The 13,288-nt window shown below is 52.1% G+C and carries 14 protein-coding genes; 3 read left to right on the top strand and 11 right to left on the bottom strand.

Features of this window, described 5'->3' with window-relative positions:
* Positions 1 to 247 precede the first annotated feature (247 nt).
* Positions 248 to 991 (bottom strand): IclR family transcriptional regulator, encoded by a 744-nt coding sequence (locus WFK81_RS27080; RefSeq protein WP_336790106.1) that lies wholly within the window; start codon positions 989 to 991, stop codon positions 248 to 250.
* A gap of 237 nt (positions 992 to 1,228) precedes the next feature.
* Here WFK81_RS27080 and WFK81_RS27085 point away from each other — a divergent pair, with 237 nt between their 5' ends.
* Positions 1,229 to 2,323: an alpha/beta hydrolase gene (locus WFK81_RS27085; RefSeq protein WP_336790108.1), complete on the top strand. Its 1,095-nt coding sequence runs from the start codon at positions 1,229 to 1,231 to the stop codon at positions 2,321 to 2,323.
* A gap of 191 nt (positions 2,324 to 2,514) precedes the next feature.
* On the opposite strand, the gene folE is transcribed toward WFK81_RS27085, so the two are convergent.
* From folE to WFK81_RS27120, 7 genes are all read right to left on the bottom strand, one after another.
* A complete protein-coding gene (gene folE / locus WFK81_RS27090; RefSeq protein ID WP_116394087.1) occupies positions 2,515 to 3,105 on the bottom strand; it encodes a GTP cyclohydrolase I FolE in 591 nt (196 codons plus the stop codon).
* 39 nt (positions 3,106 to 3,144) lie between these two features.
* Positions 3,145 to 3,360: a YneF family protein gene (locus WFK81_RS27095; RefSeq protein ID WP_015842433.1), complete on the bottom strand. Its 216-nt coding sequence runs from the start codon at positions 3,358 to 3,360 to the stop codon at positions 3,145 to 3,147.
* Positions 3,361 to 3,470: 110 nt separating this feature from the next.
* Positions 3,471 to 4,658: a tRNA epoxyqueuosine(34) reductase QueG gene (gene queG, locus WFK81_RS27100; protein ID WP_336790265.1), complete on the bottom strand. Its 1,188-nt coding sequence runs from the start codon at positions 4,656 to 4,658 to the stop codon at positions 3,471 to 3,473.
* 26 nt (positions 4,659 to 4,684) lie between these two features.
* On the bottom strand, positions 4,685 to 5,119 hold the full coding sequence (gene rnhA, locus WFK81_RS27105; RefSeq protein ID WP_336790111.1) for a ribonuclease HI: 435 nt from the start codon (positions 5,117 to 5,119) through the stop codon (positions 4,685 to 4,687).
* Between the two features lie 199 nt (positions 5,120 to 5,318).
* Positions 5,319 to 5,903 (bottom strand): signal peptidase I, encoded by a 585-nt coding sequence (gene lepB, locus WFK81_RS27110; RefSeq protein WP_336790113.1) that lies wholly within the window; start codon positions 5,901 to 5,903, stop codon positions 5,319 to 5,321.
* A gap of 3 nt (positions 5,904 to 5,906) precedes the next feature.
* Positions 5,907 to 6,464 (bottom strand): DUF402 domain-containing protein, encoded by a 558-nt coding sequence (locus tag WFK81_RS27115; RefSeq protein ID WP_336790115.1) that lies wholly within the window; start codon positions 6,462 to 6,464, stop codon positions 5,907 to 5,909.
* Positions 6,465 to 6,634: 170 nt separating this feature from the next.
* Positions 6,635 to 7,057: a GNAT family N-acetyltransferase gene (locus tag WFK81_RS27120; protein WP_336790117.1), complete on the bottom strand. Its 423-nt coding sequence runs from the start codon at positions 7,055 to 7,057 to the stop codon at positions 6,635 to 6,637.
* A 355-nt stretch (positions 7,058 to 7,412) separates the two neighbouring features.
* Between WFK81_RS27120 and WFK81_RS27125 the strand changes: the two genes are divergently transcribed.
* Positions 7,413 to 8,027 (top strand): superoxide dismutase, encoded by a 615-nt coding sequence (locus WFK81_RS27125; protein ID WP_116394081.1) that lies wholly within the window; start codon positions 7,413 to 7,415, stop codon positions 8,025 to 8,027.
* Positions 8,028 to 8,194: 167 nt separating this feature from the next.
* On the top strand, positions 8,195 to 8,920 hold the full coding sequence (locus tag WFK81_RS27130) for a hypothetical protein (protein ID WP_336790119.1): 726 nt from the start codon (positions 8,195 to 8,197) through the stop codon (positions 8,918 to 8,920).
* A gap of 697 nt (positions 8,921 to 9,617) precedes the next feature.
* Here the strand turns inward: WFK81_RS27130 and WFK81_RS27135 are convergent.
* The 3 genes from WFK81_RS27135 to galU form a co-directional block, all read right to left on the bottom strand.
* A complete protein-coding gene (locus WFK81_RS27135; RefSeq protein WP_336790121.1) occupies positions 9,618 to 10,772 on the bottom strand; it encodes a S1C family serine protease in 1,155 nt (384 codons plus the stop codon).
* Positions 10,773 to 10,783: 11 nt separating this feature from the next.
* Positions 10,784 to 12,034 carry an FxLYD domain-containing protein gene (locus tag WFK81_RS27140; RefSeq protein ID WP_336790123.1) on the bottom strand — a complete coding sequence of 417 codons (1,251 nt, stop codon included), beginning with the start codon at positions 12,032 to 12,034 and terminating at the stop codon, positions 10,784 to 10,786.
* A gap of 363 nt (positions 12,035 to 12,397) precedes the next feature.
* The gene (galU, locus tag WFK81_RS27145; protein ID WP_336790267.1) at positions 12,398 to 13,282 is read right to left on the bottom strand and encodes a UTP--glucose-1-phosphate uridylyltransferase GalU; all 885 of its coding nucleotides are present in this window, start codon (positions 13,280 to 13,282) and stop codon (positions 12,398 to 12,400) included.
* Between the last annotated feature and the right edge of the window lie 6 nt (positions 13,283 to 13,288).

Below are 13,288 nucleotides of genomic sequence, written 5' to 3' on the forward strand. Positions count from 1 at the left end.
CACCTATCTGATGTAAAAGTGCAGGTAAATCAGCATGATGCTGGTCCCACAAGCGCCATTTCTGATTTTTACCTGCATTTTCGCATTAGGACAGACTTACTACTACCTTAATGCGGTTTTTAACTGCACTTTAGCAGTTTAATAAGCTTAAGCGGAATCCTATCAACGTAACCACGCAATATAATAAGACGGGCAGCCCATCTTCTCCGGATGGACTGCCCGTTTTATTATATTGCGTATCTTAAATTTATTTGATCATAGTGCCCATACGCTTTGCGAATTCGATTAGAACCGTCGAATACTCGCGCATCGTCTCCATCGTTAGACGGCTGGATGGTCCGGACACGGACAATGCCGCGGCTACCTGGCCATGCCGGTTGAAGATTGGCGCTGCCAGCGCCGCTACCCCCGGCTCGCGTTCCTCGAAGCTGGTCGCATAGCCCTGCTGCACGATCTCCTCCAACTGCTGCTTGTACTGGTCAAGATCGATCGCGAGCAGCCAAGCCGGATCGCCAAAAATCTGCTCCTGCACAAAGCGGTCCGAATACGCGATAAGCACTTTGCTGGATGCACCGGCATAAAGCGGCAGCCTTGCGCCTACCGGCGCTACCCGCCGAACCGGCTGATTGCTTTGGACCGCCTGAATCCGCACGCGCTCCGATCCGTCGCGTACATATATACTAACCGTCTCCCCGAGCCGGTCGCGCAAACGCTCCATCTCCGGCTGCCAGATGACGGACTGGTCATCCGAGCGGGACAGATGCGCCGACAGCTCCCACATCCGCATCCCGAGGTGATAACGCTCGGACGACGGATCACGCTCTACGAAGCCGCGGTCTTCCAACGTTGCCAGCATGCGGTGGACGGTGCTTTTGTGCAGGCCTACCTTATCTGCGATCTCTGACATTGCCAGATCCGTTCCCTCTATGAAACAGAGCAAAATATCCAGCGCCCGCTCAACCGCACGTACATTTGATTTGCCTTCTTCCATCCAGTCCGCCCTCCCTTAATCCGCTCAAATTTTGGTTTCGTACAATGAAACTTATTATCATTCAGTATACCTTAATTCAGCGATAATGGTAAAGAAAAGATCTTTCATTACAGCCTGATTACAAATGCTTAACATTACGTCGACATCAATTGACAGGCCTAACCCTACGGGTCTACGATAAAAGTACTAGATATGTAATAGCGCTTACATAGTTAGTAGTGAGGGAGGGACGATGCGATGAGCACAACAATGATGACACCAATGCCGCTTGAAACCGGCTTTCCTCAAACGCTGCAGCCTTTTCCGCTTGATGGCGGACTGCAGAAACAGCGACCGCAAGCGAAGACGCGCAAGCATTTCTTCATCGCGCTGGTTGCTTCATTCACGGCTTTATGCTTACTGCTTGTTCTCGTCTTCTACGGATATGTGGCCTGGATGCTGACTTATCCTTATGTAGCCCCGCTTACTTCCAACCCGAAGGCCGCTGCCGGCCTCGATTACGAAGATATTTTATTCCCGAGCGCCAGCGGAAAAACAACTGTCAGCGGCTGGTATGTACCCGCCTCGGACAATGATTCCGACGCTGTTCTGGCAAGCTCCACGGCAAAATCGGAACGCACCGTTATTTTTAGCCACGGCTACGGCGCGAACCGCGAAGAAGATTGGGTACCCATGTATGATCTGACCAAGCTGCTTCACGGGCTTCACTATAATGTGGTGCTTTTTGATTACGGCTATGCCTCGCAGAAATACAAAGCGCCGGCTACCGCAGGGATTGAAGAATCGCAGCAGCTGCTCGCAGCCGTCAACTTCGCCAAGTCCCGGGGCGCCCAAGAGATAGTCGTATGGGGCTTCTCGATGGGAGCGGGCACGGCTCTCCAGGCCGCGCTTCAGACGAAGGATATCGACGCGATGATTCTGGACAGCACCTTCCTGGCAACGGCCGATACGATGTTCCATAACGTGACGCAAATTTTGCCGCTTCCGAAGTTCCCGTCCAAGCAGTTGATCGAAATGCTGCTCCCAACCTGGTCGGGCACAAGCCTGAAGCAAGTACCGGTTGATCAAATATTAACGAAATCCTTTAATATACCGCTCTACATTATGCATGGCACAAGCGATGCCAAAGCTCCTTACCAGTTAGCCGAGCAGATAGCGGCGGATCAGACGAATCCGCTGTCCCGCTCCTGGATCGTACCAAACGGCCAGCACGAAATGCTCTTCCGCGCTTCGCCAACCGAATACATCCAGCGCGCGGCCCTTTTCCTCGGTCAGGTTGATCAGCAGTTCCAGGAATTACATCCTGCCAAAGACAATACGAAAACCACTTAGCATACAGCCCTTATAGGATGACAAGCGTAAACGGCTGTGCCGTCCTTAGGAGGGGCAGCCTACGTTTCGCGAATGAAATATAAGCACAGTATAAAAAAACTTATACTTTCTTATATTTCAAAAAAGCCACCGCAGCATCAAGTGTTCGAAACACAATTTGATGCCGCAGTGGCCTTTTATTTTTAAACCTGCTATTGCTTGAGCAGAGACAGAAACTCCGAACGAAGCGCACTGTCCGAGAACACGCCGCGAACGGCCGACGTAACCGTCTTGCTGCCCGGCTTTTTCACGCCGCGGGCGCACATGCACAGATGCTCGCCTTCAACGACTACCATCACGCCCTGCGGCTTCAGCACTTCTTGCATAATGTCCGCAATCTGCGTCGTAATCCGCTCCTGCACCTGGAGTCTTCTCGATACCGCTTCAACCAGTCTTGCAAGCTTGCTGAGACCGGCGATTTTGCCGCTTGGAATATATCCGATGTGCACCTTCCCGAAGAACGGCGCCATATGATGCTCGCATTGGCTGTAATAAACAATGTCTTTGACAATAACAAGCTCTTCATGCTGCTCGTCGAAGGTAACGCCCAGCACCTCGCGCGGATCTACCTCGTAGCCCGCGAAAATCTCTTCATACATCCGGGTAACGCGAGCCGGTGTCTCCAGCAGCCCTTCTCTTTCGACGTCTTCGCCAACCAGCTTCAAGATTTCTTTAACATGATGCTCGATTTGCTCCCGGTTGCGCGATACCGCCGAATTGACGTAGTCTTTCATCCCCGCCATTTCGTACCACCTCTCCGGCTACTACCAACTGACCGCACTTTATTTTCGTGGCATTTTCTGATTTTTCATCATTTGCTGTGCACGATTCATTTGCTGTTTGTTCAAGTTGTAGCCCATTTGTTTGGCCATTTTTTGAATCATTTCAGGGTCGCTTTGCATCTTCTCAAGCTGCTTGCGCAGGTAGAATACCCCGATAAAAAATCCGCCTGCAACCCCTACGATTAAAGTTACAATCGGAATAATGATGTTCCACATAATTACGAACTCACCCGGCCCTTTCTACTAATCCAGCCTATAGTCTATAATGACCCCTATAATAGCATGTAAAGCAGGCATTCGCAAACGTCCCGCGGAAGTAAATTTTCCTAGCTTTCGCGCGGGATGGAAGCTCCTTCTTCCGCTCTAAGGCGGTCAGCCTCCAGACTGGCAATCGCACGCTCCAAATAGGCTCTGGCTTCCTCGTCCGACTCCTTCGGCAGCGCCTCGATCAAGGCTTCCATCGCTTCGTCGCCGCCTATCCGGGAGAGTGCCCAAGCAGCCGTTCCGCGCAGCACCGGACGCGTATCGTCCTTCAGCACGCCGATCAAATCCGGCACGGCGCTCTTCTCTTTAAAGTTGCCCAGACCGATAACCGCGTTGCGCTGAATCGGCTTCTTGCCGCGCCAAGCGGAGGAAGTGTGGCCGTAACGTTCTTTGAATTCCCGGTTGCCGATCGTCAGCAGCGGCACGAGCAGCGGCTTGACCAGCTCCGGATCCGGCTGGAGCTCCGGCTGATGGGTCCAGTTCTTGCCCCGGTTCACGGGGCAGACCGTCTGGCAGGTATCGCAGCCATACAGCCGGTTGCCGATCTTGCGCATGTATTCATCGGAGATAAAGCCTTTGGTTTGCGTAATAAACGAGATGCACTTATTCGAATCCAGTTGTCCCGGACCAACCAGCGCGTCCGTCGGGCATGCGTCGATGCATTTGGTGCACTCCCCGCAGCCCTCCGTCACCGGCGTATCCGGCTCGAACGGAATATTCGTGATCATCTCGCCAAGGTAAATCCATGAGCCTAGGTCCTCGCTTAGGATCGAGCAGTTCTTCGCGCTCCAGCCGATTCCGGCACGCTCGGCAACCGCCCGGTCCGACAAGGCGCCCGTATCGACCATACTCTCGAACCGAGCTTCAGGAACGCGTTCCTTCAGCCAGGCCTCAAGCCTCGCCATCCGGTCCCGCAGCACCTTATGATAATCGTCGCCCCAAGCGGAACGCGACAAAATACCGCGCCGGGCTCCCGGTTCCGACTTTGGCGGATTAGGCAGCTTCGCCGGGTAAGCGACGGCAATCGCGATGATCGATTGCGGATTATCAAACAGCAGAGCCGGATTGGTCCGCTTGTCCAAATCCGGCTCCTCGAAGCCCGACTCGCGGCCAAGCTCGCGATGCCGGATCAGCCTTGTTTTCAACTCGGTAAACGGATCGGCGGAAGCAAAGCCAATCTTGTCGATGCCAAGGCTTGCCGCCGCTTCGCGTAATTCTTCTTTCAACAATATCCAGCGGCTGCCGTCCATCAGCACCCGGCTCCCTTCCTTTAAATTCACAACCGTCTAATCGCTTCGCGGGCAAGCTCGTCGCACCGGTTATTCCACTCGTTGTCGCTATGCCCTTTTACTTTGATGTATTCCACCTGATGGCGCTTCATCAGATCCCATAGGATTTTCCACAAATCCTGATTCTCTACCGGCTCCTTCTTGCTGTTCTTCCAGCCATTGCGCATCCAGCCATGAATCCAGCCCTTCTGGAAGCAGTTCACGACATAAGCGGAATCGCTGTATATCTTTGCTTTGCACGGCTCCTTCAGAAGGCTCAGCGCTTCAATAACCGCCTGAATCTCCATCCGGTTGTTCGTCGAATGCTTCTCGCCCCCGGAAAGTTCTTTCCGGTGGACACCGTAGAACAGAACCGCTCCCCAGCCGCCCGGCCCCGGGTTCCCCGAGCAGGCGCCGTCCGTATAAATCGTTACTTCCTTCATTCGACCATCTCCTACAAAGAATTGCGAAGCAATTCTTACTTCGAAAGCATACGCTTAAAGAATTGCGAAGCAATTCTTACTTCGAAAGCGTACGATTAAAGAATTGCGAAGGAATTCTTACTTCGAAAGCGTACGCTTAAAGAATTGCGAAGCAATTCTTACTTCGAAAAGCATATGCTTAAAGAGCAATTCTCAAAGCCTATAACGCCTTTGCCTGTTTGATAGGCCATAATATAAAATCCGCTCTGCCGTGGATCATGGAACGCGGTACGGTGCCGAATATCCGGCTGTCTTTGCTGGCTCTCGCATGGCGGTTGTCCCCCATAACGAAATATTGCCCTTTCGGGACAATAACCGGCATAAAGTCCAGATCCTCGATTTCGACATCGGTATAAGCCTCCGATACCTTTTCCCCGTTGCGGTACAGCTGTTTATTGTAAATTTCAATGCGGTCGCCCGCCATGCCAACAACCCGCTTCACCAAATAATCTTTTTCGGTGCCGTAAGCGGAAGGATCCTCGAGAATAACGATATCCCCAAGCTTGGGATTACCGATCAGATAAGCCGCTTTATTCACGAACAGCCACTCCCGGTCCTGAAGCGTCGGCTCCATGGAATGACCTTCGACAGTCGATAGATTAAAGACAAACAGGTGCAGCACCATAACGATCAGAAAAGAAATCGTAATGGTCTTCGCCCACTCCAGCACTTCCTTGAACCAATGCGGCTTTTCGCGAGCTTCCCGCGGGGCGGTTTCATTCAGATCCGAAGGGGATACACTCACAGCCTACCCCTCACTTTCCCCGCAAGTGCCGTGCCAGTCAGCATAGTAGCTTTGGACAATGTCATCGTGGAAAGGCACCGCTCCCTCATCCATCCGTTTGAGCAGCGCTGCCAGTCCTTGCTGAACCTTGTCCTCCACCATCTGCGGATAATGGTAAGCCAGCTTGTGCATCTGGTACTCGTCCTGATCCACGACATAACGGTTGCCTTCGGTCGTCCGGATCACGTCCAGATCATAATCGATATAAGTAAGCACATCCCCCTGCAAATAGGGTGGAGATGCGATATTGCAATAGTAACGGATGCCGCTGTCTTCCAGCAGCGCTACGACATTAAACCATTCACCCGGAAGAAAGAACGATACCGCGGGCACGCGGCTGATCCATTGCTTGCCGTCGGATTCCAATATTGGCGTCTGACGATTTATAAGCACAATGATTTGGTTATCCCGGTGCACCGGCGCAAGCCGTTCCGCCGGCACAAGGTAGTTGCGCTGCCATGTTCGGTGAATATGACCGTCGTGCTTGAAGCTTTTGATAACGCAGTGCCGATAAATGTCCATGACGCCTCTCCTTACTTATTGTGAAACGGGCCAAGGGCGGATCAAACGCCCTATTCGTATGTTCCAAACAATAGTCCTTTTAAATAGAAAAGCATATCTGACCGCCAAAAGCAATGGCGATGCAGATATGCCCTGCACAATATGGCTAATAGGCTGAATTTGGAAGCCGTTTAGCCTGCTACAATACTTAATTTTTGGAATGAACGGAAAAAGTCGTTCGAAGCATAACCCATCGCTTCATATAACGGCAACACCGGTTCATTATGCTCGTCGGCGGTAATTAATATTTTGGAAACGTTGCGCTGCTCGAAGCGCTGCCGCAAAGCTTGTATAAGGCCCTTGCCAATTCCTTGGCGGCGATACTCCGTATGAACAGCGATACGATAGTAATAACCCTTGTTATTATCAATCGTGCCGATGATCATACCTACAATTTCCGACTGTTCGACAGCGACAAGTACAAGCTCACTGTCCCATGACAATTGACGCGCAAAAGCTTCCATCGTTTGTTCGTAACACTCTTCAGACAATACTTCCTCAAGGAGTGTAGTGACAGGTCTGTAGTCAGACAACTGGAAGGAACGAACGTTCATTAATTATACACCTTCTATACCTTGTCATAGTGCTGCATTTATATATTTTACGACATTTTTTAACGAAATCCTCCTTTAGTCTTAAAAATAACTTAAAAATTTTAAAGAAATTTGCTAAATTACGTTGAAAACGCTTTATTTTAAGCGCTTACATGTATTTATTGGCTGTTTGCTCTGGATTCGGCTCGTTTTCTAACGTTTTTGCATATTTCCATGACTTACGTGACATTCTACATCTTGTACGACTTTGTCCGTCACCATTCGACTTTCGCAACATTAATGTTGATTTATGTACTCGGATAAGGGATAATATGAGAAGAGTTTTACATAACCTATTTATGGGAGGCTGTTAATCATGGCTCATCAATTACCTGCTTTGCCTTACGCTAAAGACGCTCTTGAACCGCATATCGACGCTCTGACAATGGAAATCCACCACGGTCGTCACCACAACACTTATGTTACAAACCTGAACGCTGCTCTGGAGCAAGCTCCTGAGCTGCAAGACAAGTCCCTGGAAGAACTGCTGGCTAACAACCTGGCAATCGTTCCGGACGCAATCAAAACGGCTGTACGCAACAACGGCGGCGGCCATGCAAACCACTCCCTGTTCTGGGAAGTTATCGGCCCTAACGGCGGCGGCGCTCCAACCGGCGCACTTGCTGCAGCTATCGACAGCGAACTGGGCGGCTTCGACGCGTTCAAAGCTGAATTCGCAAAAGCAGCTACAACTCGCTTCGGCAGCGGCTGGGCTTGGCTGTCCGTTAAAGACGGCAAGCTGAAAGTATCGAGCCTGCCTAACCAAGACAGCCCGATCTTCGAAGGCGAAACGCCTATTCTTGGTCTGGATGTTTGGGAGCATGCTTATTACCTGAACTACCAAAACAAACGCCCTGACTACATTGCAGCGTTCTGGAACGTTGTAAACTGGGCTGAAGTTGGCAAACGTTACGAAGCAGCTGTTAAATAAGCAGTTGTTCCAATAGAACAAGGCTGTCCCTTTGGGGCAGCCTTGTTTATTTTTGTCTCAATATGCTCCCCGCAGCAGCTGCTTCGTGCACACGGATAGGCATCCGCCGCATAAGATGGATCAGGATGATTGCCTAATCTGTCATACGAAGGAGTCTGACAAAACGCATGAGCAGCTATACTTATAAGTATATCGAAGGGAAAGGCAACAACACCGTTGTGAGCAACTGCGGCTGCGGGGGCACGCGGACGTTAATGCCTGGACCGCCTCCGCCACCTCCTGGACCTGGGCCGTTCCCGCCAGGGCCGGGGCCGTTCCCGCCAGGGCCTGGGCCGTTCCCGCCAGGGCCTGGGCCGTTCCCACCAGGGCCAGGGCCGTTCCCGCCAGGGCCTGGGCCGTTCCCACCAGGGCCGGGGCCGTTCCCACCAGGGCCGGGGCCGTTCCCGCCAGGGCCGGGGCCGTTCCCGCCGTTCTTCCCGCCGTTCCCGCCAGGGCCAGGACCGGCATTTGTAACAGTCGTCATTAACGGCGGACGTTTCTTCCCGAACGTGACGAGCGCTTATCGCGTACCGTTCCGGCCTGGCATGAGCATTCGCGATTCGCTTGCACTAACCGGCGTTGTACGCTTCTCTTTTAACGGCCAGATTGCTTCGGTAAGCGGAATTCCGATCGGCGGACCAATCCAGTGTGTCCTCCGCTTGAACGGCCGTATCATACCGCAAACGCTGCTGACATTCCCGGTACAGCGCTTTGATACGGTTGCAGTCGAGCTGTTTTTCAACGTAACCGGACGGTCTGACGAAGAGGATGAATTGCCGAAGGAACTGAAGGACATTGCCCATCTGAACGTTGCCGAACACTTCGCCACCTATGATAAGGAAGAGAAATCATGATTTATCCGAGCTGCAAGGCCCTATTCGGCCTTGCAGCTTTTTTTGGGCGGTTCCGCGCGGTCCTTGCCCTAAAAAGCAGTTTTCAGCCTTCAACTGTACATTTTCTGACTATTTCGTCCACTGAAGGCGGATTTCCGCCTTTCATGCATCAACATTGCCCCGGTTCAGCGCCGTTCTCGCGCCGATAGGCCGTTGTCAGCCTATCGGCTACACTTTCTGACCCATTTACCCATCCGAAGGTCGGGTACCCTCCTTTGAAGATAAGCTTCACCGTTCTATACCTAAGCGTAAGATGCACATTGCACGAAATGCAGTATAATCAGCCCCTAGGTTAGGGCTGATACAATTACGCTGCACAAAGTGCACTATATTCTTACAATTTGAATCTATATAGCCCACTCCCACCCCAATATCCTGCACTCTGTGCAGGATATTCCGTGATACTGCATGCAAATGCTCCATTATACTGTATTCCGTGCAATGTAGTCGGAGCGGTCTTTGTAGCGACTAGCTGATTACCGCTTATTGCCCCGATTAGCCGATTGTCCCAATCTGTCGAATGCCCGATCACCCCAATACCCAAATGAGGCCGCGCGGGTATCCGGGGTTTCGTGCTATGCTAACAAACAAATCCTGCATCCACAGCGGGAAGGCCGCGGAACCATGCTCCGCGGCCTTTCCTTCAACCCGTTCAATCTCATTTAGCCTTGGCAGGCTTATCCTGCTCTTCCCCTTGCTTAATGACTTTGCCCTTGCCGCTGATCAGCTTTAGCTGATCGTTCTCGTAGCCAACATCGTAGGTTACCTGATATTTGCTGAGCCGGTATTCCCCGTCCACCCGTTCATCAACCGAAATGATTGCCGTTACGATCGCCTCGTCGTTGCTTTCCTTCGTGACATGGATGTTGTCGATAACCACGTTCCGGGTCATCATGTAACCCTGACGGAACACCTCGTAGCTGGTGCCAAGCTTCCAGTTGCCGCCAAGCAAGGAATAAGCGTAAACATAGTCGGCATTATTAAGACTATCGTAAAAGTGGGTAACCAAATATTCCGCATACTCGGTAATCGACGCATCCTTCTTAACGTTACTGTCCTCCTCGGCCGGCTTCCATTCCGGCAAGGTCTTCATCGGATGCTCCGACCACGCCTCGGCCATATCCAGTACGTTAACGATCGGTATGCTGAATCCAATCGAGCTTTGCTCGATTCCGGCGGAGTTGATGCCGAGAACCTCGCCCGTCTTCTTGTCGACCAGCGGCCCGCCGCTGTTGCCCGGAGCAATCGGCGCCGAAATCTGGTACAGATCGTTATACGTGTAAGGCTTGATCTCGAAGCTCCGGCCTAAGCCACTGACAATGCCGGTTGTAACGGTATTCTGGAAGCCAAGCGGACTGCCGATCGCGATTACTTCGTCGCCAATCTCCGCTTTTTCCTTGCGAACCATCGCAAGCGGCTCTACTCCCGCAAGTCCGGCAACCCGCACAACCGCAACGTCGGTCTCCGTACTTATGCCGATGACATCTCCTTCAAGCTCACGCGCATCGGCCGTTTTTACCGTAACCTTGCTGGCCCCGGCAACCACATGGGCATTGGTTATCAGGTCGCCCTTATCGTTATAGACGAAACCCGAGCCTTGCGTTCCGTCCTCGGTTTCGATCATGACAACCAGCTTTTGCGTTGCGTATATAATATCCTTTAACGATTTAGGCGCACCTGCGTTTGCATCAGCGAGCAGCGGCAGGCCGCTCAGCTGCTTCGGCACCTCCGCATGTATATACGCAGCGGTGCCCGCTCCCGCGCAGAGCACCGCCGCAGACGCGATGAGACTAATCCATGTTCCTTTTTTCATGACCTATTCCCCTAATCCAAATACCAAGTCATATGATCGATAGCCACTGTTGCCTTCTCATCCTGCACATGATGAACAACAAAGGAGAAGCTGAACGTGTCCCCCGCCTCAATATAAGAAGGGGTTGCATCCACCTTGCCCGTCGTAATCACTTTTCCTTCCGAATCATGAACCGTATATTCAATGACAACGGAGTAAATCGGCCGGGTAGCTGCGTTGAGCAGTTCCCCCTTCACGTTAAAGTCGCCGAAAAGATCAAACTGCGCATCGATATGCTTTACTTTAACCGCTGCCGTCTGATTGATTAGATCCTCTTCCGCCGCCTTTTGCATCGCCTGCTCAATCCGCTGCTGCTCCGCATCCTCGAAATTTTTCTTTTCCACTACGATACGGTCGTAAAGCTTAGTCAACTTCTCGTTGTCAGGCGCGTAGATGAGCCCTTTTTGCGCTGCCGTAATAGCCGCCGAGAAATTCTTCTTCCTCCGCATCGCATCGGCCTCGTTATAGCTGATATCCGCAATTTTCGCTTCAATCTTCTGACGCAGCGCAAGCGCCTCCTCGCCGGACAAGCCCTTCACCTGGTTATACTCGCCCGCAAGGTCGTCAATGCCGTTCATGCTCTCGTATTCCGCCGATACTTGAAGCACCGTCACCTTCGTCGACATTTCGTCAACCTGATCCCGCACTCTGCCGAAAATCGGCTCCTCACGGCCGCGCAGCTTCGACTTCACCTGCTCCAGCTGGACAGAAGCTTCGCCCAGATCCTGATCGTCCAGACGCTGCTGAATTTCCGTCAACGTACGGTCAAGCGATAAAGCTTCCTCCACAACCTTCAAATCCGCCTGCACCGGCTTAAAATCCGGGCGTGCATCCGCCGCTTTGTTCAACTGCCGGAATGCCTCCTCGTATTTGCCCGCCAATGCTTCTTGTCTTGCAGCATTCTGCCAATCCAGAACACGGTTATTTAATTTAGCTTCATATAAGTAATAGGACAACAGCACCGCTGCAATGCCAACGAACAAAATGACGGGAATCAGTCCGATAAACAAATTGCCCCGGCCAGTCTGCTTTAAAGGTGGCTGCGACGTCTCCAATGCTGAGCTTGCCTGGTCCTTTGCGATATCCCATTCTTCCAACGCTGCCGCCTGATCATCTGTTCCTTGCTGCAAATTCCGCTGTGGCTCCAGCAGCCTGCCGCATCTGCTGCAGTATACGGCATCCGCATCATGCTCCCTAACGCAATGATGGCAATACAATTTCATTCTCCTCCAACTTGAGTGTTCATCTCTTTATATCTCTTATCTATTCTATATGAAAAAATAAATGATCTCCATTTTTCCTTTACGGAAAATAAAAAAAGTTTCTCCAACCCTTTCCAAATTTAACATCAAAAAAGCCGAACCCCGCTTCAGCAGGATCCGGCACGTCGCAAATCGCCTATTTTACTCCAATCGGCACCATACACATACCCGTTCGTTCATCGCTTCGCATCGCAACCCTTTAGAAGCAGCCTCCCGTGCCTCATCACCGGTAAATGGTCTGGTCGCTGCTGTTGAACGCAATAGCAACAAAGCCGCTGCGCAGAGGTTTCCCCCTTCACAGCAGCGTGTTTTACGTTCATGGCCTCAAACGAGACGCTCTCGCAAATATTTGCGGACTTCCTCCGACAGATCCTCCCGCTCCAGGGCGAAATCAATCGTCGCCTTCACGAATCCCAGCTTATCGCCGACGTCATGGCGTTTGCCCATAAAACGATGCGCCAAAATCGGAGCGATACGATTCAGCTGCTGAAGGCTGTCCGTCAGCTGAATTTCCCCGGCCTTGCCCGGCTTGGCTTGCTCCAATAACTCGAAGATCGCCGGATCCAGCACATACCGCCCAACAACCGCCCAATTGGATGGGGCATGCCCCGGGGCAGGCTTCTCGATGAGGTCTAGAATGCGGTTATGGGAAGGATCAGCCTGATCAAAAGCGGCAATGCCGTATTTATGCGTCTGATCCCAAGGCACTTCCATCAGGGCGACAACCGAGGAGCCCGTCTCCTCGTACTGATGGATCATCTGCTGCAGGCAAGGCGGCTCGGAACGCAGAATGTCATCGCCAAGCAGCACCGCAAACGGCTCGTCGCCGATAAAACGCCGCGCGCATAAAACGGCATGCCCAAGTCCAAGCGGCTCCTTCTGGCGGACATAATAGATGTCGGCCAGATGCGAGATATCCCGGACGATGGCGAGCATCTCTTCGTTGCCGCGTTCCTCGAGTTCTTTTTCCAGCTCGTAAGATTTGTCAAAATGGTCCTCGATCGCCCGCTTATGCCGCCCGCTGACGATAATGATGCTGTCGATGCCGGACTGCACCGCTTCTTCCACAATATATTGAATAGCCGGCTTATCGATAATCGGAAGCATTTCCTTCGGCTGCGCCTTGGTGGCGGGCAGGAATCGCGTACCGAGTCCTCCTGCCGGAATAATGGCTTTGCGTACCTGCTGCCTCTTCTTCTCATAAAACATGGCCGT

The organism is Paenibacillus sp. MMO-177, assembly GCF_037147795.1.
GTDB lineage: Bacteria > Bacillota > Bacilli > Paenibacillales > Paenibacillaceae > Pristimantibacillus.

What these genes read in the sequence shown, in the direction of transcription:
- WFK81_RS27095 (WP_015842433.1), bottom strand. Translation starts at nt 3,360, where the DNA reads ATGTGGAACATCATTATTCCGATTGTAACTTTAATCGTAGGGGTTGCA.
- galU (WP_336790267.1), bottom strand. Translation starts at nt 13,282, where the DNA reads ATGTTTTATGAGAAGAAGAGGCAGCAGGTACGCAAAGCCATTATTCCG.
- WFK81_RS27085 (WP_336790108.1), top strand. Translation starts at nt 1,229, where the DNA reads ATGAGCACAACAATGATGACACCAATGCCGCTTGAAACCGGCTTTCCT.
- WFK81_RS27135 (WP_336790121.1), bottom strand. Translation starts at nt 10,772, where the DNA reads ATGAAAAAAGGAACATGGATTAGTCTCATCGCGTCTGCGGCGGTGCTC.
- folE (WP_116394087.1), bottom strand. Translation starts at nt 3,105, where the DNA reads ATGGCGGGGATGAAAGACTACGTCAATTCGGCGGTATCGCGCAACCGG.
- WFK81_RS27125 (WP_116394081.1), top strand. Translation starts at nt 7,413, where the DNA reads ATGGCTCATCAATTACCTGCTTTGCCTTACGCTAAAGACGCTCTTGAA.
- rnhA (WP_336790111.1), bottom strand. Translation starts at nt 5,119, where the DNA reads ATGAAGGAAGTAACGATTTATACGGACGGCGCCTGCTCGGGGAACCCG.
- WFK81_RS27140 (WP_336790123.1), bottom strand. Translation starts at nt 12,034, where the DNA reads ATGAAATTGTATTGCCATCATTGCGTTAGGGAGCATGATGCGGATGCC.
- WFK81_RS27130 (WP_336790119.1), top strand. Translation starts at nt 8,195, where the DNA reads ATGAGCAGCTATACTTATAAGTATATCGAAGGGAAAGGCAACAACACC.
- WFK81_RS27080 (WP_336790106.1), bottom strand. Translation starts at nt 991, where the DNA reads ATGGAAGAAGGCAAATCAAATGTACGTGCGGTTGAGCGGGCGCTGGAT.
- WFK81_RS27120 (WP_336790117.1), bottom strand. Translation starts at nt 7,057, where the DNA reads ATGAACGTTCGTTCCTTCCAGTTGTCTGACTACAGACCTGTCACTACA.
- WFK81_RS27115 (WP_336790115.1), bottom strand. Translation starts at nt 6,464, where the DNA reads ATGGACATTTATCGGCACTGCGTTATCAAAAGCTTCAAGCACGACGGT.
- queG (WP_336790265.1), bottom strand. Translation starts at nt 4,658, where the DNA reads ATGGACGGCAGCCGCTGGATATTGTTGAAAGAAGAATTACGCGAAGCG.